Source organism: Pseudomonas sp. WPR_5_2 (assembly GCF_003634475.1).
Taxonomy (GTDB): domain Bacteria; phylum Pseudomonadota; class Gammaproteobacteria; order Pseudomonadales; family Pseudomonadaceae; genus Aquipseudomonas; species Aquipseudomonas izuensis.
Genome location: NZ_RBLA01000001.1, coordinates 1,656,383 through 1,677,329, shown reverse-complemented (window position 1 = coordinate 1,677,329; position 20,947 = coordinate 1,656,383). Strand labels below are relative to the sequence as shown.

Sequence of the window (20,947 nt, the reverse complement as noted above, 5' to 3'; positions counted from 1 at the left end):
GCGGGCAAGCCTTGCTCCCACAGAAGGTTTTTTTACGCCATCACCTCAACAGCTTTTGAAACTCCTCCACCGGCAACGGCTGGCTGTGCAAATACCCCTGGTAAAAGTGACAGCCCAACCCCTGCAAGAACTCAAGCTGCTCCGACGTCTCCACGCCTTCGGCAATCACTTTCAATTCCAGGCTGCGAGCCATGGCGACGATGGCGCGGATGATTTCGGCATCGTTGGGGTCGGTGGTGGCGTCGCGAATGAACGACTGGTCGATTTTCAGGGTGTCGACCGGCAGGCGCTTGAGGTAGGTCAGCGAGGAATAGCCTGTGCCGAAATCGTCCATGGCAAAACTCACGCCGATTTTTTTCAGGCGGCGCATTTTGCTGATGGTGTCTTCCAGGTTCTGGATGACGATGCCTTCGGTGATTTCCAGTTTCAGCAACGAGCAGGGCAGGCCGTAGCGGGCGAGGCTTTCTTCGATGCGCTCGACGAAGTCATTCTGGCGAAATTGTCGCGGGCTGATGTTCACGCACAGGCTGAAATCCTGCGGGTCCACCCGTCCGGTGGTGATCAGTTGCCTGAAAGCCTGGCAGGCTTCGTCGATGATCCAGGTTCCGACCTCCAGGATCAGGCCACTGTCTTCCAGCACCTTGATGAACTCGGCGGGCGATTGCGCGCCGAGTTCCGGATGGTTCCAGCGCACCAGCGCTTCAGCGCCGACGATGCGGTTGTCCCGGGCGTCGAGTTGCGGCTGGTAATGCACGCGAAACTCACCCCGGGACAGTGCCAGGCGCAGATCCGTCTCCATTCGCAGGCGCTCGCTCGCGGCCTTCTGCATGGTGTTGTGGTACATCTGCGCGGTATTGCGCCCCGAATCTTTGGCGCGATACAGGGCGATGTCGGCGCGCTTGAGCAGGTCGGTCGGCGTCGAGCCATGATCGGGAATCAGCGCAATGCCGATACTTGGTGTCACTTGCAGGCGCTGGCCGTCGAGGAACATTGGCTCGGACAGCAATTCGCGTAACGTATCGGCCAGTTCGCGAACCTGGGTGCTGACCTCGTTGCGCGAACCTTCAAGGCCGCTGAGCAGCACCACAAATTCGTCACCGCCCAGGCGGGCGACCGTGTCTTCCATGCGTACGCTGGCTTCGAGGCGCGCAGTGATGATTTTCAGCACCGTATCGCCCACTGGATGACCGAGCGAGTCGTTGATGTGCTTGAAGTGGTCGAGATCCAGGAACATCAGTGCGCCGCGCAGGTTGTGGCGCTTGAGCAGGGCAATCTGCTGGCTCAGGCGATCCATCAGCAGCGCGCGGTTGGGCAGGTTGGTCAGCGGGTCGTGGTAGGCCAGGTGGCGGATCTGCGCCTCGGCGTTTTTCAGCAGGCTGACGTCCCGTGCGGTCAACAGCAGGCACGCGGTTTCATTGAGGGTGATCGGTTCCACCGAGACTTCGACGGTCAGCAATTCGCCGCGCTTGTTGCGTCCAAGCATTTCCTGGTGATGAACCCGGCCCTTGATCTGCAGTTCGGCCAGCAATGCCGAGCGTTGCTTCTCTTCGGCCCAGATCCCGACCTGGTACACCGTACGACCAATCACTTCGTCTGCGCGATAGCCGGTCAGGCGGCAGAAGCCGTCGTTGACTTCCAGATAGCGGCCGGTGTCGCGTTCGGTGATGGTGATGGCGTCGGGACTGGAGTGAAATGCCTTGGCAAACTTCTCTTCACTGGCCTTGAGTGCCGCTTCCGAGCGTTGCTGCTGGGTGATGTCGCGCAGGGTGGTGACGATGCATGGCTGGTCGCCCACGCTGATCTGGCGGCTGGAAATCACGCAGGTCAGCGATTGCCCGTCCTTGTGCTGGACAAGGATTGCTACATTGTTCAGCGCCTGTTCGCGGATCACCTGTTCGATCCGTTGCAGGCTTTTCGCCGAAGCATCCCACAAGCCGATTTCGTCGGCGCTGCGCCCGATGACATCCGTAGCGCTCCAACCGAAGGTCTGGGTGAAGCTGGAGTTGATCTCGATGAACTGCCCGGTGTCCTGGCGGGTCACGCAGATCGGGTCCGGGCTGACCTGGAACAGCGTGGCGAATTTCTCCTCGGAAGCCACCAGCAGTTGTTCGCGTTCGACCTGATCGGTGATATCGAGCAAAGTGCCGGCCATGCGCAGCGGCAGGCCGTTTTCATCGCGATAGAGCCGGGCCCGGCTTTCCAGGTAACGCGAGCTGCCGTCCGGCAGTTGCACCTGATAGGTCAGTTGATAGTTACCGGCCGGGCCTTCGCGCAGGGTGCGGTAGGCATCGCGCATAGAGTCGCGCTCTTCTCCGGGCACGCCCTCGAAAAACTCTTCGAAGGATTCATGGAAGGGTTTCGCCTCCAGCCCGTGCAACTGTGCGGCGCGGGCCGAGCCGTAGAGCATGCCGCTGGGTATGTGCCAGTCCCAGGTGCCCAGTTGTGCCGAGTCCAAGGCCAGGTCGAGGCGTTCCTGGCTGTCCTTGAGGGCGTGTTCGGCGGCCTTGCGCTCGGTGGTATCGAGGAAGGTACTCAACAGATAGGGCTGTCCCTCGAGTTCGACCTTTTGCGCGCTGAGGATGCCATCGTGAATCTGCCCATTGCTGGCGCGAAATTGCACCTCCATGTTGATCAGTTCGCCTTTGGCCTTGGTGGCCTTGACCAGTTGTGCCCGCTGCTCGGGGTGCACCCACAGGCCCAGCTCCAGGGTGGTGCGCCCGATCGCGTCCTGCACCGGCCAGCCGAACAGGCTTTCGAAATACTGGTTGGCCTCGGTGATCAGGCCATCATCCTGGCGGGTCAGCAGGACCATGTTCGGGCACAGGTGAAACAGCGTGGCGAAGCGCTTTTCCGAGCTGCTCAAGGCCTGTTCGCGCTGGCGCTGGTGGGTGATTTCGCGGATCACGCCGATCATGCGTGGGCGACCGTGCTTGTCCGGCAGCAGGCTGCCATTGATCTCCAGCCAATGCAGGCTGCCGTCAGGCCAGCGAATGCGGTGGTGCATCGCTTGATCCAGCGGTGCACCGGCGATCACTGCGTGGAAGGCGCGGACGGTTTTCGCCCGGTCTTCCGGGGGCAGCAAGTCCAGGTATTCCAGATCGGCCGGCAATGGTTGGCGCGGGTCGAAGCCGAATAGCGCCTGTGTACCCCGTGACCAACTGATTTGCCCGCGCTCGATATCCCAATACCAGGCACCCAAACGTGCGCCGTTCAGGGCAGCCAGCAATTGTGGGGCACTTTCCCAGCTCTGCTCGGAACGCTTGGGGTCAAGTGCCTGAATACGCGGCATCGGCGGAATACGGTCAACAGATTTCGGCATTGGCAAGCCTTAGGCTGAAGTGGGCATTGGGCACAGGATTTCGCGGCTCTATAGGCGTAGCACAAGTTAGCCATGAGTCCCTGGCAGATCGATTTGGGCATCCAGCAAGGCCATGAAAGCCCGTGCTGCATTCGATAGCGTCCGTTCTGTGTGCAGGATATAGCCTAGCTGGCGAGACAGTTGTATGCCCGGCAGCGGTATTCGTGCAACTTGTTCATCAAGCATGGTGCGCGGCAAGACGCTCCAGGCCAGGCCAATTGACACCATCATCTTGATGGTTTCCAGGTAATTGGTGCTCATGGCGATGTTCGGCGTCAGGCCCTGGGCCTCGAACAGTCGCTGGACGATATGGTGGGTAAAGGTGTTTCCGCCAGGGAATACCGCGGGATGGCGGGCGATGTCTGCCAGGCTGACCTTGCCGTTGTTGAGCAGCGAATGTTCCGGGGCGACCACGAAATCCAGCGGGTCGTCCCATACCGGCTTGGCCTTCACCAGCGCGTGGGGCTCCGGCGCCAGGGTGATGACCGCCAGTTCGGCGCGGCCATGCAGGATTTCTTCGTAGGCCACTTCCGAATCGAGAAACTGAATATCCAGCGCGACGTCAGGGAAGCGTCGTGTGTACTCCCTTAATAACGGTGGCAATCGATGCAGGCCGATGTGGTGACTGGTGGCCAGGGTCAGACGACCGGTCACTTCGCCGGTGAGGTTGGTCAGGGCGCGGCGCGTATCATCAAGGACGTTCAGGATCTGGTAGGCGCGGGGCAGCAGGGCGCGACCGGCCTCGGTCAGCCCCACCTCACGACCCAGTCGATCGAACAATCGCACCTTCAATTGTTGCTCCAGCCCGGCGATGCGTTTGCTGATCGCCGGTTGGGTCAGGTGCAGGCGTTCGCCTGCGCCGGAGAAGCTTCCGGTCTCGGCAATGGCGATAAAGGCATTGAGATTGGCCAGGTCCATGGATGTATTCCAGTTGGTTATTCAAAGCATAAAAAATATGAATTTGAGTTATTCAATGTAACCCCATAGGATCAGCCTCACAAGCCAAAGGGTTATTGAAATCGTCAAGGCCCGGGGCATAGAAACAAGCTGATGAGGAAACCGTCTGATGGCCGGCAAAACGCTCTACGACAAGCTCTGGGATTCGCATTTGGTCAAGCAGCGCGACGATGGCTCTGCGTTGATCTACATCGACCGTCACATCATCCACGAAGTGACCTCGCCGCAAGCCTTCGAAGGCCTGCGTCTGGCCGGGCGCAAGCCTTGGCGCATCGATGCCAACATCGCGACCCCGGACCACAACGTACCGACCACCCCGGAACGCAAGGGCGGCATCGCAGCCATTGCCGACCAGGTCTCGCGCTTGCAGGTTCAGACTCTCGACGATAACTGTGACGAGTACGGCATTGTCGAATTCAAGATGAATGACGTCCGCCAAGGCATCGTCCACGTGATCGGCCCGGAGCAGGGTGCCACCTTGCCGGGCATGACCGTGGTCTGCGGCGACTCCCACACCTCGACCCACGGCGCGTTCGGTGCCCTGGCTCACGGTATCGGCACTTCCGAGGTCGAGCACGTGCTCGCCACCCAGTGCCTGGTCGCCAAGAAAATGAAGAACATGCTGGTACGCGTCGAAGGCCAATTGCCGTTCGGCGTGACCGCCAAGGACATCGTCCTCGCCGTGATCGGCAAGATCGGCACCGCCGGTGGTAACGGCCACGCCATCGAATTCGCCGGCAGCGCGATTCGCGACCTGTCCGTCGAAGGCCGCATGACCATCTGCAACATGTCCATCGAGGCCGGCGCTCGCGTAGGCCTGGTGGCAGCTGACGAAAAAACCGTGGCCTACGTGAAAGGCCGTCCCTTCGCCCCGAAAGGTGCGGAGTGGGACTTGGCCGTCGAAGCCTGGAAAGACCTGGTGTCCGACGCCGATGCGAAGTTCGACACCATCGTTGAACTGGACGCGACCCAGATCAAGCCGCAAGTCAGCTGGGGCACCTCGCCCGAGATGGTGTTGGCTGTGGATCAGAACGTGCCGGATCCGGCGAAGGAAATGGACCTGGTCAAGCGTGGTTCCATCGAACGCGCCTTGAAGTACATGGGTTTGACCGCCAATCAGGCGATCACCGACATTCAACTGGACCGCGTATTCATCGGCTCCTGCACCAACTCGCGGATCGAAGACCTGCGCGCGGCGGCCGTGATCGCCAAGGGCCGCAAAGTGGCCTCGACCATCAAGCAGGCCATCGTGGTGCCCGGCTCGGGCCTGGTGAAGGCGCAGGCTGAATCCGAAGGCCTGGACAAGATTTTCCTCGAAGCTGGTTTCGAATGGCGCGAACCAGGTTGCTCGATGTGCCTGGCGATGAACCCGGACCGTTTGGAAAGTGGCGAGCATTGCGCTTCCACCTCGAACCGCAACTTCGAAGGCCGTCAAGGCGCCGGTGGTCGTACTCACCTGGTCAGCCCGGCCATGGCCGCCGCCGCCGCTGTGAACGGTCGTTTCGTCGACGTCCGTGAATTGATCTAAAGGAGCGCAGCATGAAAGCTTTTACCCAGCACACTGGACTTGTCGCGCCTCTGGATCGTGCCAACGTCGACACCGACCAGATCATTCCGAAACAGTTCTTGAAATCGATCAAACGCACCGGTTTCGGCCCGAACCTGTTCGACGAGTGGCGCTACCTGGATGTGGGTCAGCCATATCAGGACAACTCCAAGCGTCCGCTGAACAAGGACTTCGTGCTCAACGCCGAACGTTATCAGGGGGCCAGCGTATTGCTGGCCCGCGAGAACTTCGGTTGCGGCTCCAGCCGCGAACACGCGCCGTGGGCGCTGGAAGAGTACGGTTTCCGCAGCATCATCGCGCCAAGCTATGCCGACATCTTCTTCAACAACAGCTTCAAGAACGGCTTGCTGCCGATCATCTTGAGCGACGCTGAAGTCGATGAGCTGTTCAAACAGGTCGAGGCCAATCCGGGGTACCAGTTGCAGATCGATCTGCAAGCCCAGACCGTGACGCGTCCGGACGGCAAGGTGCTGAGCTTTGAGATCGATGCGTTCCGCAAGCACTGCCTGCTCAATGGCCTGGACGATATCGGCCTGACCTTGCAGGACGGCGATGCGATTGCGGCGTTTGAAGCCAAGCATCGCGCTAGCCAGCCTTGGTTGTTTCGCGACGCGTAAGTATGCGTAAGGCGTGATGACGCCTTCGCGAGCAGGCTCGCTCCCACATTTGAAATGCGTTTTCCTGTGGGAGCGAGCCTGCTCGCGAAGAGGCCCGAATAAGCACCACAAGACTTAACCCAAAAAGGAAGTCCCCCATGACCAGCACCGCCCAGCACAGCCAGGTAGTCCAGAAACAATTCGGTGAACAGGCCTCGGCCTACCTGAGCAGCGCCGTCCACGCTCAAGGTACCGAATTCGCGCTGCTACAGGCCGAACTGGCAGGGCAGGGCGATGCCCGTGTGCTGGATCTGGGTTGCGGCGCCGGTCACGTGAGTTTTCACGTCGCCTCGCTGGTGAAGGAAGTGGTGGCCTACGACCTGTCGCAGCAAATGCTCGATGTGGTCGCCGCAGCGGCTATCGATCGTGGCTTGAGCAATGTCTCCACGGTCAACGGTGCCGCCGAGCGCCTTCCATTCGCCGATGGCGAGTTCGACTTCGTGTTCAGCCGTTATTCGGCGCACCATTGGAGCGATCTTGGCCTCGCGCTGCGGGAAGTGCGTCGAGTGCTGAAACCGGGCGGGGTGGCGGCCTTCATCGACGTGTTGTCACCGGGCAGCCCGTTGTTCGACACTTACCTGCAAAGCGTCGAAGTGCTGCGCGACACCAGCCATGTGCGTGATTATTCCGCGGGTGAGTGGTTGCGCCAGGTCAGTGAGGCGGGGTTGCATACTCGCAGTACCGCCCGTCAGCGGTTGCGCCTGGAGTACAACTCCTGGGTCGAACGCATGCGCACACCGCCGGTGATGCGTGCGGCGATCCGCGAATTGCAGCAGTCGATGGGCAGCGAAGTGCGCGAATATTTTGAAATTGAGGCCGACGGTTCGTTCAGTACCGATGTGTTGGTGCTGTTCGCCGAAAAATGAGCCCCGAACGGTAGACTTTTTCCGGGTGCGCCCAAGGGCGCACCGACTGATGACATGAGGAAAGCATGAGCAAGCAGATTCTGATTCTCCCAGGTGACGGTATTGGCCCGGAAATCATGGCCGAAGCGGTCAAGGTGCTGGAACTGGCCAACGACAAGTTCGCCCTGGGCTTCGAGCTGAGCCACGACGTGATCGGTGGCGCGGCCATCGACAAGCATGGCGTGCCGCTGGCCGACGAAACCCTGGAGCGTGCCCGCACCGCCGATGCCGTGCTGTTGGGCGCCGTGGGCGGCCCGAAATGGGACGCCATCGAGCGTGACATCCGTCCTGAGCGTGGCCTGCTGAAAATCCGTGCGCAACTGGGCCTGTTCGGCAACCTGCGTCCGGCGATCCTCTACCCGCAACTGGCCGAAGCTTCCAGCCTGAAGGCGGAAATCGTTGCCGGCCTGGACATCCTGATCGTTCGCGAGCTGACCGGCGGCATCTACTTCGGCGCGCCACGTGGCACCCGTACCCTGGAAAACGGTGAGCGCCAGTCCTACGACACCCTGCCGTACAGCGAAAGCGAAATCCGTCGCATCGCCCGTGTCGGCTTCGACATGGCCATGGTGCGCAACAAGAAGCTGTGCTCGGTGGACAAGGCCAACGTACTGGCGTCCAGCCAGCTGTGGCGTGAAGTGGTCGAGCAAGTCGCCAAGGATTACCCTGAAGTCGAACTGAGCCACATGTATGTCGACAACGCCGCCATGCAACTGGTGCGTGCACCTAAGCAGTTCGACGTGATCGTGACCGATAACATGTTCGGTGACATTCTGTCGGACCAGGCGTCGATGCTCACCGGTTCCATCGGCATGCTGCCGTCGGCGTCCCTGGACACCAACAACAAAGGCATGTACGAGCCGTGCCACGGTTCGGCGCCGGACATCGCGGGCAAGGGCATTGCCAACCCGCTGGCGACCATTTTGTCGGTGTCGATGATGCTGCGTTACAGCTTCAATCAGCAGGCCGCGGCCGATGCCATTGAAAAAGCTGTCAGCCTGGTGCTGGATCAGGGCTTGCGCACAGGCGACATCTGGTCGGCCGGTTGCACTAAAGTCGGTACGCAGGAAATGGGTGACGCAGTAGTCGCCGCGCTGCGGAATCTGTAATCTTTCGGGCCCGCTGCAAAATTCAACCATGAAAGCAGCGGTCCACATTTCAAGAAGGTGTAGTTGCGATGAAACGTGTAGGTCTGATCGGTTGGCGCGGTATGGTCGGTTCCGTGCTCATGCAGCGGATGCTGGAAGAGCAGGATTTCGATCTTATCGAGCCGGTGTTTTTCACCACTTCCAATGTCGGTGGCCAAGGCCCGTCCGTGGGCAAGGATATTGCTCCGCTCAAGGACGCTTACAGCATTGAAGAGCTGAAAACCCTCGACGTGATCCTGACCTGCCAGGGTGGCGACTACACCAGCGAAGTGTTCCCGAAGCTGCGCGAAGCCGGCTGGCAGGGTTACTGGATCGACGCCGCTTCCAGCCTGCGCATGCAGGATGACGCGGTCATCGTGCTGGATCCGGTCAACCGCAAGGTTATCGACCAGCAGCTCGATGCGGGTACCAAGAACTACATCGGCGGCAACTGCACCGTCAGCCTGATGCTGATGGGCCTGGGTGGCCTGTTTGAGGCCGGTCTGGTGGAGTGGATGAGCGCCATGACCTATCAGGCGGCTTCCGGTGCCGGCGCGCAGAACATGCGTGAACTGATCAAGCAAATGGGCGCGACCCACGCCGCTGTCGCCGATCAACTGGCCGACCCGGCCAGCGCCATCCTCGACATCGACCGCCGTGTCGCCGAAGCCATGCGCAGCGACGCGTACCCGACCGAAAACTTCGGTGTACCGCTGGCCGGCAGCCTGATCCCGTGGATCGACAAGGAACTGCCGAACGGCCAGAGCCGCGAAGAGTGGAAAGCCCAGGCCGAGACCAACAAGATCCTCGGTCGCTTCAAGAGCCCGATCCCGGTGGACGGCATCTGCGTGCGCATCGGCGCCATGCGTTGCCACAGCCAGGCGCTGACCATCAAGCTGAACAAAGACGTACCGATCGCCGATATCGAAGGGCTGATCAGCCAGCACAACCCATGGGTCAAGCTGGTGCCGAACAGCCGTGAGACCAGCATTCAGGAGCTGAGCCCGAACAAGGTCACCGGCACCCTGAACATCCCGGTTGGCCGTCTGCGCAAGCTGAACATGGGTTCGCAATTCGTCGGTGCGTTCACCGTCGGCGACCAGTTGTTGTGGGGCGCGGCCGAACCGCTGCGTCGCATGCTGCGGATCCTGCTTGAGCGTTGATCGATTGATGTAATGAGAAAACCCGCGCCTTGAAAGGGGTGCGGGTTTTTTTATGGATTTGTGTCGTGAGCCAGGCCGCCATCGCGAGCAAGCTTTGCTCCCACAGGAGCAAGCGCGCCGCAACCCGGTGGGAGCAAAGCTTGCTCGCGATAGCGTCGGTTCTGTCACCACGGATCCCCATCGAATTGCCTGCATGCCCACCACCCGGTAAAGTGCCGCTCCCCCCGTTTCGCCAGAGGTAGAACCATGAGCCAGTCCTTTGATATTGCCGTGATCGGCGCCACCGGTACTGTCGGCGAAACGCTGGTGCAGATTCTTGAGGAGCGCGATTTCCCGGTCGGCGATCTGCACTTGCTGGCCAGCAGCGAATCCGCCGGCAGTTCGGTGCCGTTTCGCGGCAAGAACGTGCGGGTGCGGGAAGTCGATGAGTTCAACTTCAGTAAGGTGCAGTTGGCATTTTTTGCTGCCGGCCCGGCGGTTTCGTTGAGTTTTGCTTCTCGTGCGACCGATGCCGGTTGCTCGGTAATCGATCTCTCCGGTGCCTTGCCGGCAGAAAAGGCGCCGCAGGTTGTGCCCGAGGCCAACGCTCAGGTGTTGGCCGGCTTGAAAAAGCCGTTTCAGGTCAGCAGTCCAAGTCCTTCAGCTACCACCCTGGCGGTGGTGCTCGCACCGTTGATGAATTTGCTCGATTTGCAGCGCATCAGCCTGACCGCCAGCCTGGCGGTATCGGCCCAGGGCCGCGAAGCCGTGAGCGAGCTGGCCCGGCAAACCGCCGAACTGCTGAATGTGCGGCCACTGGAGCCGAAATTCTTTGACCGGCAGATGGCCTTCAATCTGTTGGCTCAGGTGGGCAAGCCGGATGAACAGGGCCATACATTGCTGGAAAAGCGCCTGGTGCGTGAGCTGCGTCAGGTCATGGCGTTGCCTGAATTGAAGATTTCCGTCACTTGCATTCAAGCCCCGGTGTTTTTTGGCGATAGCTTTAGCGTGACCTTGCAGTCGGCGAGCGAGATCGACCTGGCCAAAGTCAACGCTGCGCTGGAAGATGCCCCCGGCATCGAGCTGGTCGAAGCCGGCGATTACCCGACGCCGGTCGGCGACGCGGTAGGGCAGGATGTGGTTTACGTTGGTCGGGTTCGCCATGGTATCGACGACCTGTCGGAACTAAATGTGTGGCTGACGTCAGATAACGTACGCAAGGGCGCCGCGCTCAATGCTGTGCAGCTGGCCGAATTGTTGATAAAAGACCAGCTGTAAAAGATACTTGGCAACAAATTTTCGAATGGTTCCGGGCGGGCGTTATGCTTGGCCGGAATGCTGAAGGCGAGTCACCCTGCGGGGCTTTCCGGGGCATGCACGAAACAATCGCGCGCGACGACCCTTCGCCGCCGCGCGCCATGCCTTATGGCAGCGGCATCAACACCTTCTCGCTGGCCGAGGAATGTTCAAACTAAGGATGAGCTATGGTTCAAGTTCGCAAACTGGTGTTAGCAATAGCGGCCGCCTCGGCGCTGTCCTCCGGTATGGCGCATGCCCTCGGACTCGGGGAATTGACCCTGAAGTCGACGCTCAACCAGCCGCTGGTGGCGGAAATCGAGTTGCTGGACGTCAAGGAGCTCACCGCTGCCGAAGTGGTGCCGAGCCTGGCTTCACCTGAAGATTTCGCCAAGGCCGGTGTCGACCGCCAGGCATTTCTCAACGACCTGACTTTCACCCCGGTGTTGAACGCCAGCGGCAAAAGCATCCTGCGTGTGACCTCCAGCAAACCCCTCTCCGAGCCGATGGTGAAATTCCTGGTTCAGGTGATGTGGCCCAACGGTCGTCTGCTGCGCGACTACAGCGTGCTGCTCGATCCGTCCAAATTCTCGCCGCAAACCGCTGAAGCGGCTGCGCAGCCTGCACCGACCCAAGGTACAACACCGGTTACCGGTGCGAGCAAGCCATCCCAGTACACCACCACGCCGCGCGATACTTTGTGGGAGATCGCCGCGAAGGCACGTAACGGCGGGTCGATCCAGCAAACCATGCTGGCCATCCAGGCGCTGAACCCGGATGCCTTCATCGACGGCAACATCAACCGCCTGAAAACCGGGCAGGTGCTGCGCTTGCCGGATCAGACGCAGAGCACCAGCCTGCCGCAACCCAAGGCAATTGCCGAGGTCGCTGCACAGAACACTGCGTGGCGCCAGGGGCGTCGCTACGTCGCAAAACCGGGAACGGGTCAGCAACAGCTCGATGCCACCAACCGCGGCCGCGGTGAAACAATGTCTGCGCAAGCCGGTCCGGATAAGCTGACCCTGGTTTCTGCCGAGTCCGCAAAGGGTCGCGGTAAAGGTGCGGCAGGTGATGCCAAGGCCTTGAACAACAAACTGGCTGTCACCCAGGAAAGCCTCGATACGACCCGTCGTGACAACGCCGAACTGAAAAGCCGCATGGCCGATCTGCAAAGTCAGCTCGACAAGCTGCAGCGCTTGATCGAGCTGAAGAACAATCAGCTGGCCAAGTTGCAGGCCGAAGGCGCTGCGGATGCACCCGCTGCCGCTACTGCCCCGGCCGCTCCGGCGATGTCCGCTGAACTGGCGGCCAGCCCTGCACCAGCGCCCGCCGAACCTGTGCCGGCAGTACCGACTCCGGCTGCGCCTGAGACAGCGGCGGCTCCGGTTTCGGCCGAGCAACCCGCCGAGCCGACGCCGGCAGCTTCCGACGAACAGAAATTCAACGAATTACTGACCAATCCATGGCTGCTGGGTATGGCCGGTGGCGGGGCAGTGGTGGTCTTGCTGTTGCTGTTGTTGCTGGCCCGTCGCCGCAAAGCCCAGCAGGAAGCCGAGAAGCACCTGCGCATGGCTCGCGCCCTGGCTGAAGAACAGCCATTTTCCGCTGATCTGGACCTGCCGGAAAGCAGCTTCGAAGGTCTGGAGGTTCCGCCGCCGAGCGTGAAGCGCGCCACTGTGCCGCCACCTTCACCTGCACCAGCCCCGGCTCCGGCGATTGAGCCGGTGGTGGTGACGGCACCGATCGCTGCACCACTGGTGGCTCCGGCGGCGGAACGTTCCGGCGACGTGTTGGGCAAAGCCCAGTCGCACATCGACGCCGGTCGCCTGAATCAGGCTGCCGCGCTGCTGGAAGAAGGTATCAAGCAAGAGCCGCAGCGCAGCGATGTGCGCCTTAAACTGATGGAAGTTTATGGCCTGCAGGGCGACCGAGATGCATTTGTGGTTCAGGAGCGTCAGTTGGTGGCCAATGGCGACAACTTTGCCCAGGTCGAAAAACTGAAAAGCCGTTTCCCGGCCATGGCGCTGGTCGCTGCCGGTGGTATCGCCGCTGCGGCCGTTGCTGCCGAACTGGACGCGCAATACGTCAAGGACCTGCTGCTGGACGAACCGCAAGCCCCGGCCCCGGCTGCAATTCCAACCGATGACGATTTCGACAGTGCGTTCGATCTGAGCCTGGATGATCTGGATAACATTACGCCGGCAGCCGCGACCCCGGCGCCGCAACCGAAGCCTGAGCCTGAGCCGGAAACTGCAACCCTGGACGAGCTGGAAGATTTCCCGCTGGACGACGATTTGAGTTTCGAGTCGGTCCTGCAGCAGCAAACTGAAATCAAGGAAAACCTCGACGATCTGTCAGATTTCGATCTGGACATGGACCTCGGCGGCGAGCCTTCGCCAGCGCTTCTTGCTGAAGACGACTTCCTGCTGGATCTGGATCTGGATGAGGGGGTGAAGGACCTGCCTGTTGCTGAGGCGCCGGCAGTCCCTGAGGTGACATTGGACGATCTGGAGTTGCCCGCTGATTTCGACCTGTCCCTGGCTGACGAAATGGACGCTTCAAAGGCACCGGATGCGTTTGCCGCCGAGCTTGACGACGTCAACGCCGAGCTGGATCGCCTGTCCCAGAGCATCAGCGAGCCAACCTTTACCGTGGACGACGCCCTGGCGACCGTGGACGACGAGCCGGAATTCGATTTCCTGTCCGGTACCGACGAAGTCGCCACCAAGCTCGATTTGGCTCAGGCCTACATCGACATGGGTGACAACGACGGCGCCCGGGACATCCTCAATGAGGTGGTGACCGAAGGTGACGACGGTCAGAAGAGCGAAGCCAGGGAGATGCTTGCGCGCCTGGCTTGATGATATGGCTTTAAACAGGACGGCAGCCCGGTGAGGCTGCCGTTTTTGTTTCTGGCGATGGCGTGATGATGTCTGTCGGGCCGCTTTCGCGAGCAGGCTCGCTCCTACAGTGGACCCGGTTAACCACCATTTGTGTCTCACGCCAATCCTTGTGGGAGCGAGCCTGCTCGCGAAGGGGCCATAACATTCAACAGTGTACTGACCGTTGCACTGGCATCCCCGCCCGACAACCTTATAATGCCCACCTTTGCGTACATCAGCAGGCTGTCCCTCCTTGGCAAACATAGATAACCCGGCCGCCGAAATGGCAGCGGAAGGCTTTTTCCGGATCGCGTTGGGCGTTGAATACAAAGGCTCGCGTTATCGCGGCTGGCAGCGCCAGGCCTCCGGTGTGCTCACCGTGCAGGAAACACTCGAAAACGCCTTGTCCAAAGTCGCCGATTCACCGGTTTCGCTGCTTTGTGCAGGGCGTACCGATGCCGGCGTGCACGCCTGTGGACAAGTGGTGCATTTCGATACCCAGGTCGAGCGGTCGATGAAAGCCTGGGTCATGGGTGCCAACATCAACCTGCCGCACGACGTCAGCGTCAGTTGGGCCAAGGTCATGCCGGCGCATTTTCATGCGCGGTTCAAGGCTATCGCCCGGCGCTACCGCTATGTGATCTACAACGATCAGATCCGCCCGGCGCATCTCAACGAAGAAATCACCTGGAACCACCGTCCACTGGACGTCGAGCGTATGGCCGAAGCGGCGCAATATCTGGTAGGCACCCATGACTTCAGCGCCTTCCGCGCCGGTCAGTGCCAGGCCAAGTCGCCGATCAAGCAATTGCATCACCTGCGCGTCACCCGTCACGGCAAGATGATCGTGCTGGATATCCGCGCCAATGCCTTCCTGCACCACATGGTTCGCAACATTGCCGGGGTGCTGATGACCATCGGCGCTGGCGAGCGCCCGGTGGAGTGGATGAAGGAGGTGTTGGAGAGCCGCATCCGTCGTACCGGCGGGGTGACGGCGCATCCGTTTGGCCTGTATCTGGTGCAGGTCGAGTACCGCGACGAGTTCGAATTGCCCGAGCGATATATCGGGCCGCACTTCCTCACCGGTTTCTCCGAACTTGACGGCTGACGCCCTCGAGCGCTTTTGTTACCATCCGGGACTTTCCCGGATTTACCGTGAGGTTTTCTCGACATGTCAGCCGTTCGCAGCAAGATTTGCGGGATTACCCGCATAGAAGATGCGTTGGCAGCGGTCGACGCCGGGGCCGATGCCATCGGTTTCGTGTTTTACGCCAAGAGTCCGCGGGCGGTGACGTTCCAGCAGGCGCGCGCAATCATCAAGGCGTTGCCGCCGTTTGTCACGACCGTGGGTTTGTTCGTCAACGCCAGTCGCTGCGAGTTGGGGGAAATCCTCGACGCCGTGCCGTTGGACCTGTTGCAGTTCCATGGCGATGAAAGCGCTGAAGACTGCGAAAGCTGGCATCGTCCGTACATCAAGGCGTTGCGGGTCAAGGCGGGTGACGACATCGCCGCCGCTTGTGACGCGTATCCAGGTGCCAGCGGTATCCTGCTCGATGCCTATGTCGAAGGTATTCCCGGTGGAACCGGCGAAGCGTTCGACTGGTCTCTGATACCGCAAGGCTTGAGCAAGCCGATCATCCTGGCCGGTGGCCTGACTCCGGATAACGTTGCCGAAGCGGTGGCGCGGGTTCGGCCTTATGCCGTGGACGTCAGTGGCGGGGTAGAGGCGAGCAAGGGCATCAAGGATCACGCGAAGATCAAGGCGTTCATCAAAGCGGCACGCGGATGATGTGACGGCTGGCACACTGCCGCCGTCCACTGCACTGTACAAAACGGCTGAGGATTGATGGGTCGTACGCAGGTCACGCTTCACTGACCCGGCCATCCATCGAACATCGCCGCACACATGAATTTAGCTTTAGGGCATACGCGGGGCTGCGAACCAGAGCGTTCGGGCCGCCGGTACTGGAGAAAGAAAGCATGAGCAACTGGTTGGTAGACAAACTGATCCCTTCGATCATGCGTTCCGAGGTCAAGAAGAGCTCGGTGCCTGAAGGTCTTTGGCACAAATGCCCATCTTGCGAGGCAGTGCTGTATCGTCCGGAGCTGGAAAAGACCCTGGACGTTTGCCCCAAGTGTAATCACCACATGCGTATCGGCGCCCGCGCCCGTATCGACATTTTCCTCGACGTTGAAGGTCGTGCCGAATTGGGTGCGGACCTGGAGCCGGTCGACCGCCTGAAGTTCCGCGACGGCAAAAAGTACAAGGATCGCCTGACCGGTGCACAGAAGCAGACCGGCGAAAAAGACGCACTGGTGTCCATGAGCGGTACGCTGCTGGGCATGCCGGTGGTGGTTTCTGCGTTCGAATTCAATTTCATGGGCGGCTCCATGGGTGCCATCGTTGGTGAGCGCTTCGTGCGCGCCGCCAACTACGCGCTGGAAAAGCGCTGCCCGATGATCTGCTTCTCCGCCTCCGGCGGTGCGCGGATGCAGGAAGCGCTGATCTCCCTGATGCAAATGGCCAAGACCTCCGCGGTACTGGCGCGTCTGCGTGAAGAGGGCATTCCGTTCATCTCTGTGTTGACCGATCCGGTCTACGGTGGTGTGTCCGCCAGTCTGGCGATGCTGGGCGACGTGATCGTCGGCGAACCGAAAGCCCTGATCGGCTTTGCCGGTCCGCGCGTCATTGAGCAGACCGTGCGCGAAAAACTGCCGGAAGGCTTCCAGCGCAGTGAGTTCCTGCTGGAGCACGGCGCCATCGACATGATCATTTCTCGTCAGGAGCTGCGTCCGCGCCTGGGCAACCTGCTGGCGCAAATGATGGGCCTGCCGACGCCAAAATTCGTCGCCGCACCTATCGAGCCGATCGTCGTTCCACCGGTGCCTGCCAACCTATGACCCAACGTACCCTTGGCGAGTGGCTCGCCTACCTTGAGCAGTTGCACCCTTCGGCCATCGACATGGGCCTTGAGCGCTCGCAACAGGTAGCGTCCCGCATGGGACTGGGCAAGCCGGCGCCTCGGGTGATCACAGTCACCGGCACCAATGGCAAAGGCTCCACCTGCGCGTTCGTGGCGTCGTTGCTGCGGGCTCAGGGCCTGAAAGTCGGTGTCTACAATTCCCCGCACCTGCTGCGTTACAACGAGCGGGTGCAGGTCAATGGCGTCGAAGCCACTGACGCCGAGCTGTGCGAGGCCTTTGTTGCGGTCGAGGCGGGGCGCGGCGACACTTCCCTGACCTATTTCGAGATGGGCACCCTGGCGGCGTTCTGGCTGTTTCAACGCTCCGGGCTCGATGCCGTGGTGCTGGAAGTCGGTCTGGGCGGGCGTCTGGATACAGTCAACGTGGTAGATGCCGACATGGCGCTGGTCACCAGCATCGGTGTCGACCATGCGGACTACCTGGGTGATACCCGTGAATCCGTGGCCTTCGAGAAGGCCGGCATCTTCCGTCGGGGCGCGCCTGCGCTCTGTGGTGACCTGAATCCTCCACAACCCCTGCTGGATAAAGCGCGCGAGCTCAATTGCCCGTTCTTCCTGCGTGGGCGCGATTTTGATCTCGGGATCACCGACCACAATTGGCAGTGGCGCGGTATCGACGCCCAGGGTCGTGCGGTCGAATTGCACGATCTGCCCTTGCTCGATCTGCCGATGGAAAACGCTGCGCTGGCGTTGCAGGCCTATCTGCTGCTCGGTTTGCCTTGGGTGGATGCGCAGATTATCCAGGCGCTGCAAGCGACGCGGGTGGTCGGTCGTCTTGATCGTCGACAGTTTGACTGGCAAGGCAAGCGTCTGAATCTGTTGCTGGATGTGGGGCATAACCCCCATGCGGCAGAGTATCTGGCCCGGCGTCTGGCCAGTCGTCCGCCGGCCGGCAAGCGCCTGGCAGTGTTCGGGTTGCTGGCGGACAAGGATCTGGATGGTGTTGTTGACGAATTGAGTGCTAGTGTCGAGCACTGGGCTGTCGCCCCGCTGGATTCACCGCGGGCGCGGCCGGTTAGCGAAATTTACGAATCGTTGCACAGGCGCGGTGCTTCAGTTACGTCTTATGGCAGCGTGGCCGCCGCCCTGGAAGGGCAGTGCGCGCTGGCGACGGGCGATGACGAAATTTTGTTGTTCGGATCATTTTATTGTGTCGCCGAGGCCCTGGATTGGCTGGCCCGGCGCTCCACGGAGGAAGCGGCAGATGGCATTGCTGGATAAAGCCTATAAACAGCGCATGGTCGGCGCCCTGGTTCTGGTGGCGCTGGCCGTGATTTTCCTGCCGATGCTGTTTTCCCGTCAGGACGAGCAGCGTCAGGTGACAGTTGATGTCCCTGCTGCGCCACAAGCGCCTGCGATGCCGCAAGTGCAGGTCGAGCCGGTGGTGGTGCCTGAGCCGCAAGCCTTGCCTCAGGAGCCGGTGCCGAGCGACGACGAAATTGCTCAGGACATGCCGGCAGTACCGACTGCTCCGGCTGTGCCCACTCCGGCGCCAGCCGCCAAACCAGCGGCGCCTGCTTCGGTTCCGGCGCTGGCCGCTAAACCGGCGACAGCGCCTGCTCAGCCGATCACGGCTGCGCCAGGCAAGCCCGACACCACGCAAAGCCGCGTTGACGCCAATGGCCTGTCGGTCAGCTGGTCGGTGCAACTGGCCAGTCTGTCCAATCGTGAAAGTGCGGAAAAACTGCAGAAAACCCTGCGCAGCCAGGGTTACAACGCCTATATCCGCTCTGCCGATGGCAAGAACCGGGTGTTTGTCGGGCCGCTGATCGAGCGTGCCGAGGCCGATCGTCTGCGTGACTTGTTGAACCGCCAGCAGAACCTCAAGGGGTTTGTGGTGCGCTTTCAGCCAGAGCGCGGCTAAATCTATCGCCCTGATTTGAAATGCACTGACAATCGCAGCTTACCGATAAGCATGGGCTCTGCTAAAATGCGCCGCCTTATCCGTCTGTAGGCTGCACTGTGCCATTTACCTGGGTTGACTGGGCGATCGTTGCAATCGTCGCCATCTCCGCATTGATCAGTCTGAGCCGCGGCTTTGTCAAAGAAGCACTGTCGCTGGTGACCTGGATCATCGCAGGAGTCGTTGCCTGGATGTTCGGTGGTTCATTGTCCGAGTACCTCGGCGGATATATCCAGACACCTTCGGCTCGCGTGATCACGGGCTGTGCCATCATGTTTGTCGCCACCCTGGTGGTAGGCGCAATGATCAATTATCTGATCGGCGAGTTGGTACGCGTCACCGGGCTATCCGGGACCGATCGATTCCTCGGCATGGCTTTCGGCGCTGCGCGTGGCGGCTTGCTGGTGGTCGTGGCGGTCGGGCTGTTGAGCCTGGGGCCGGTACAACACGACGAGTGGTGGCAACAGTCACAGCTCGTGCCAAAATTTCTATTGGTCGCGGACTGGTCCAAAAACCTGATTCTCGGGTGGAGCAGTCAGTGGCTTGCCAGCGGAATCAGCGTACCCGCTGATATACCGTTCAAGGAGCACCTCTTGCCGATGGCCAAAATGCCTCAGTGAGTTGTGTTCAGTTCAGATCCATTAAGTAGGGGTTGCGTCGCATGTGTGGCATCGTCGGTATCGTCGGTAAGTCGAACGTCAATCAGGCGCTGTATGACGCGCTAACCGTGCTCCAGCACCGCGGCCAGGACGCTGCCGGTATCGTGACCAGCCATGATGGCCGGTTATTCCTGCGCAAGGACAATGGCCTGGTGCGTGACGTGTTCCAGCAGCGTCACATGCAGCGTCTGGTTGGCCATATGGGTATCGGCCATGTGCGCTACCCGACCGCGGGCAGTTCGACCTCGGCCGAAGCTCAACCGTTTTACGTCAACTCGCCTTACGGCATCACCCTGGCGCACAACGGCAACCTGACCAACGTTGAACAACTGGCCAAGGAGATTTACGAATCCGACCTGCGCCACGTCAACACCAGTTCCGATTCGGAAGTGCTGCTCAACGTGTTCGCACACGAATTGGCCCAGCGCGGCAAGTTGCAGCCGACCGAAGAAGACGTCTTCGCCGCCGTCACCGACGTGCACAACCGTTGCGTGGGTGGTTACGCAGTCGTGGCGATGGTGACCGGCTACGGCATCGTCGGTTTCCGCGACCCGCATGGCATCCGCCCGATCGTGTTCGGCCAGCGTCACACCGACGAAGGCGTCGAATACATGATCGCCTCCGAGAGCGTGTCCCTGGACGTGCTCGGCTTCACCCTGATTCGCGACCTGGCACCGGGCGAAGCGGTCTACATCACTGAAGACGGTAAGCTGCACACCCGTCAGTGCGCGACCAACCCGTCCCTGACCCCGTGCATCTTCGAACACGTCTACCTGGCGCGTCCGGATTCGATCATCGACGGCGTGTCGGTGTACAAGGCCCGTCTGCGCATGGGTGAGAAGCTTGCCGAGAAGATCCTGCGCGAGCGTCCTGATCACGATATCGACGTGGTCATTCCGATCCCGGACACCAGCCGCACCGCGGCCCTGGAACTGGCGAACCACCTGGGCGTGAAATTCCGCGAAGGCTTCGTGAAGAACCGCTACATCGGCCGTACCTTCATCATGCCGGGCCAGGCGGCACGGAAAAAATCCGTACGTCAGAAGCTCAACGCCATCGAACTGGAGTTCCGCGGCAAGAACGTGATGCTGGTGGACGATTCCATCGTTCGTGGTACTACCTGCAAGCAGATCATTCAGATGGCACGGGAAGCGGGCGCCAAGAACGTTTACTTCTGCTCCGCAGCGCCAGCCGTACGCTTCCCGAACGTCTACGGCATCGACATGCCGAGCGCTCACGAGCTGATCGCGCACAACCGTTCGACCCAGGACGTGGCTGACCTTATCGGTGCAGACTGGCTGATCTATCAGGACCTGCCTGACTTGATCGAAGCGGTCGGTGGCGGCAAGATCAAGATCGAGAAGTTCGATTGTGCGGTGTTCGACGGCCAGTACGTCACCGGCGACGTCGACGAGGCTTACCTGAACAAGATCGAACAGGCACGCAATGATGCCTCGAAGGTCAAGACCCAGGCGGTCAGTGCGATCATCGATCTGTACAACAACTGAGTT

General features: G+C 60.7%; 16 protein-coding genes. 14 read left to right on the top strand and 2 right to left on the bottom strand.

The window, feature by feature from the left end; all coding sequences use genetic code 11:
* Positions 1-40: 40 nt before the first annotated feature.
* Both BJ917_RS07465 and BJ917_RS07460 read right to left on the bottom strand, forming a co-directional pair.
* Positions 41-3,319 carry a PAS domain S-box protein gene (locus tag BJ917_RS07465; protein WP_096512563.1) on the bottom strand — a complete coding sequence of 1,093 codons (3,279 nt, stop codon included), beginning with the start codon at positions 3,317-3,319 and terminating at the stop codon, positions 41-43.
* Positions 3,320-3,385: 66 nt separating this feature from the next.
* Complete coding sequence (locus BJ917_RS07460; protein ID WP_121102889.1) at positions 3,386-4,276, bottom strand: LysR family transcriptional regulator; 891 nt, start codon at positions 4,274-4,276, stop codon at positions 3,386-3,388.
* A 148-nt stretch (positions 4,277-4,424) separates the two neighbouring features.
* On the opposite strand from BJ917_RS07460, the gene leuC reads away from it, so the two are divergent.
* The 14 genes from leuC to purF all read left to right on the top strand — a co-directional run bounded on the left by leuC (position 4,425) and on the right by purF (position 20,944).
* Positions 4,425-5,843 carry a 3-isopropylmalate dehydratase large subunit gene (gene leuC, locus BJ917_RS07455; RefSeq protein ID WP_096512561.1) on the top strand — a complete coding sequence of 473 codons (1,419 nt, stop codon included), beginning with the start codon at positions 4,425-4,427 and terminating at the stop codon, positions 5,841-5,843.
* Positions 5,844-5,854: 11 nt separating this feature from the next.
* Positions 5,855-6,499 carry a 3-isopropylmalate dehydratase small subunit gene (gene leuD / locus BJ917_RS07450; protein ID WP_121102887.1) on the top strand — a complete coding sequence of 215 codons (645 nt, stop codon included), beginning with the start codon at positions 5,855-5,857 and terminating at the stop codon, positions 6,497-6,499.
* 137 nt (positions 6,500-6,636) lie between these two features.
* Positions 6,637-7,404 carry a class I SAM-dependent methyltransferase gene (locus BJ917_RS07445; RefSeq protein ID WP_096512559.1) on the top strand — a complete coding sequence of 256 codons (768 nt, stop codon included), beginning with the start codon at positions 6,637-6,639 and terminating at the stop codon, positions 7,402-7,404.
* A 65-nt stretch (positions 7,405-7,469) separates the two neighbouring features.
* Entirely contained in the window at positions 7,470-8,552 is a 1,083-nt protein-coding gene (leuB, locus tag BJ917_RS07440; RefSeq protein ID WP_121102885.1) for a 3-isopropylmalate dehydrogenase, read from the top strand.
* Between the two features lie 68 nt (positions 8,553-8,620).
* Positions 8,621-9,733: an aspartate-semialdehyde dehydrogenase gene (gene asd / locus BJ917_RS07435; protein ID WP_007975660.1), complete on the top strand. Its 1,113-nt coding sequence runs from the start codon at positions 8,621-8,623 to the stop codon at positions 9,731-9,733.
* 246 nt (positions 9,734-9,979) lie between these two features.
* Entirely contained in the window at positions 9,980-10,990 is a 1,011-nt protein-coding gene (locus BJ917_RS07430) for an aspartate-semialdehyde dehydrogenase (RefSeq protein ID WP_121102883.1), read from the top strand.
* Between the two features lie 206 nt (positions 10,991-11,196).
* Entirely contained in the window at positions 11,197-13,869 is a 2,673-nt protein-coding gene (locus BJ917_RS07425; RefSeq protein WP_121102881.1) for a FimV/HubP family polar landmark protein, read from the top strand.
* Between the two features lie 304 nt (positions 13,870-14,173).
* Positions 14,174-14,998, top strand: a complete 825-nt coding sequence (truA, locus tag BJ917_RS07420; protein WP_096512555.1) for a tRNA pseudouridine(38-40) synthase TruA — start codon at positions 14,174-14,176, stop codon at positions 14,996-14,998.
* A 63-nt stretch (positions 14,999-15,061) separates the two neighbouring features.
* Entirely contained in the window at positions 15,062-15,679 is a 618-nt protein-coding gene (locus BJ917_RS07415) for a phosphoribosylanthranilate isomerase (RefSeq protein ID WP_121102879.1), read from the top strand.
* Between the two features lie 191 nt (positions 15,680-15,870).
* The gene (accD, locus tag BJ917_RS07410) at positions 15,871-16,791 is read left to right on the top strand and encodes an acetyl-CoA carboxylase, carboxyltransferase subunit beta (protein WP_096512553.1); all 921 of its coding nucleotides are present in this window, start codon (positions 15,871-15,873) and stop codon (positions 16,789-16,791) included.
* Positions 16,788-18,095 carry a bifunctional tetrahydrofolate synthase/dihydrofolate synthase gene (gene folC, locus BJ917_RS07405; protein WP_096512552.1) on the top strand — a complete coding sequence of 436 codons (1,308 nt, stop codon included), beginning with the start codon at positions 16,788-16,790 and terminating at the stop codon, positions 18,093-18,095. Before accD ends, folC begins: the two co-directional genes overlap by 4 nt.
* Positions 18,079-18,738: an SPOR domain-containing protein gene (locus tag BJ917_RS07400; RefSeq protein WP_121102877.1), complete on the top strand. Its 660-nt coding sequence runs from the start codon at positions 18,079-18,081 to the stop codon at positions 18,736-18,738. The genes folC and BJ917_RS07400 overlap by 17 nt, the downstream gene beginning before the upstream one ends.
* A 98-nt stretch (positions 18,739-18,836) precedes the next feature.
* A complete protein-coding gene (locus BJ917_RS07395) occupies positions 18,837-19,397 on the top strand; it encodes a CvpA family protein (RefSeq protein WP_121102875.1) in 561 nt (186 codons plus the stop codon).
* A gap of 41 nt (positions 19,398-19,438) precedes the next feature.
* Positions 19,439-20,944 (top strand): amidophosphoribosyltransferase, encoded by a 1,506-nt coding sequence (gene purF, locus BJ917_RS07390; protein WP_095193313.1) that lies wholly within the window; start codon positions 19,439-19,441, stop codon positions 20,942-20,944.
* Positions 20,945-20,947: the final 3 nt, after the last annotated feature.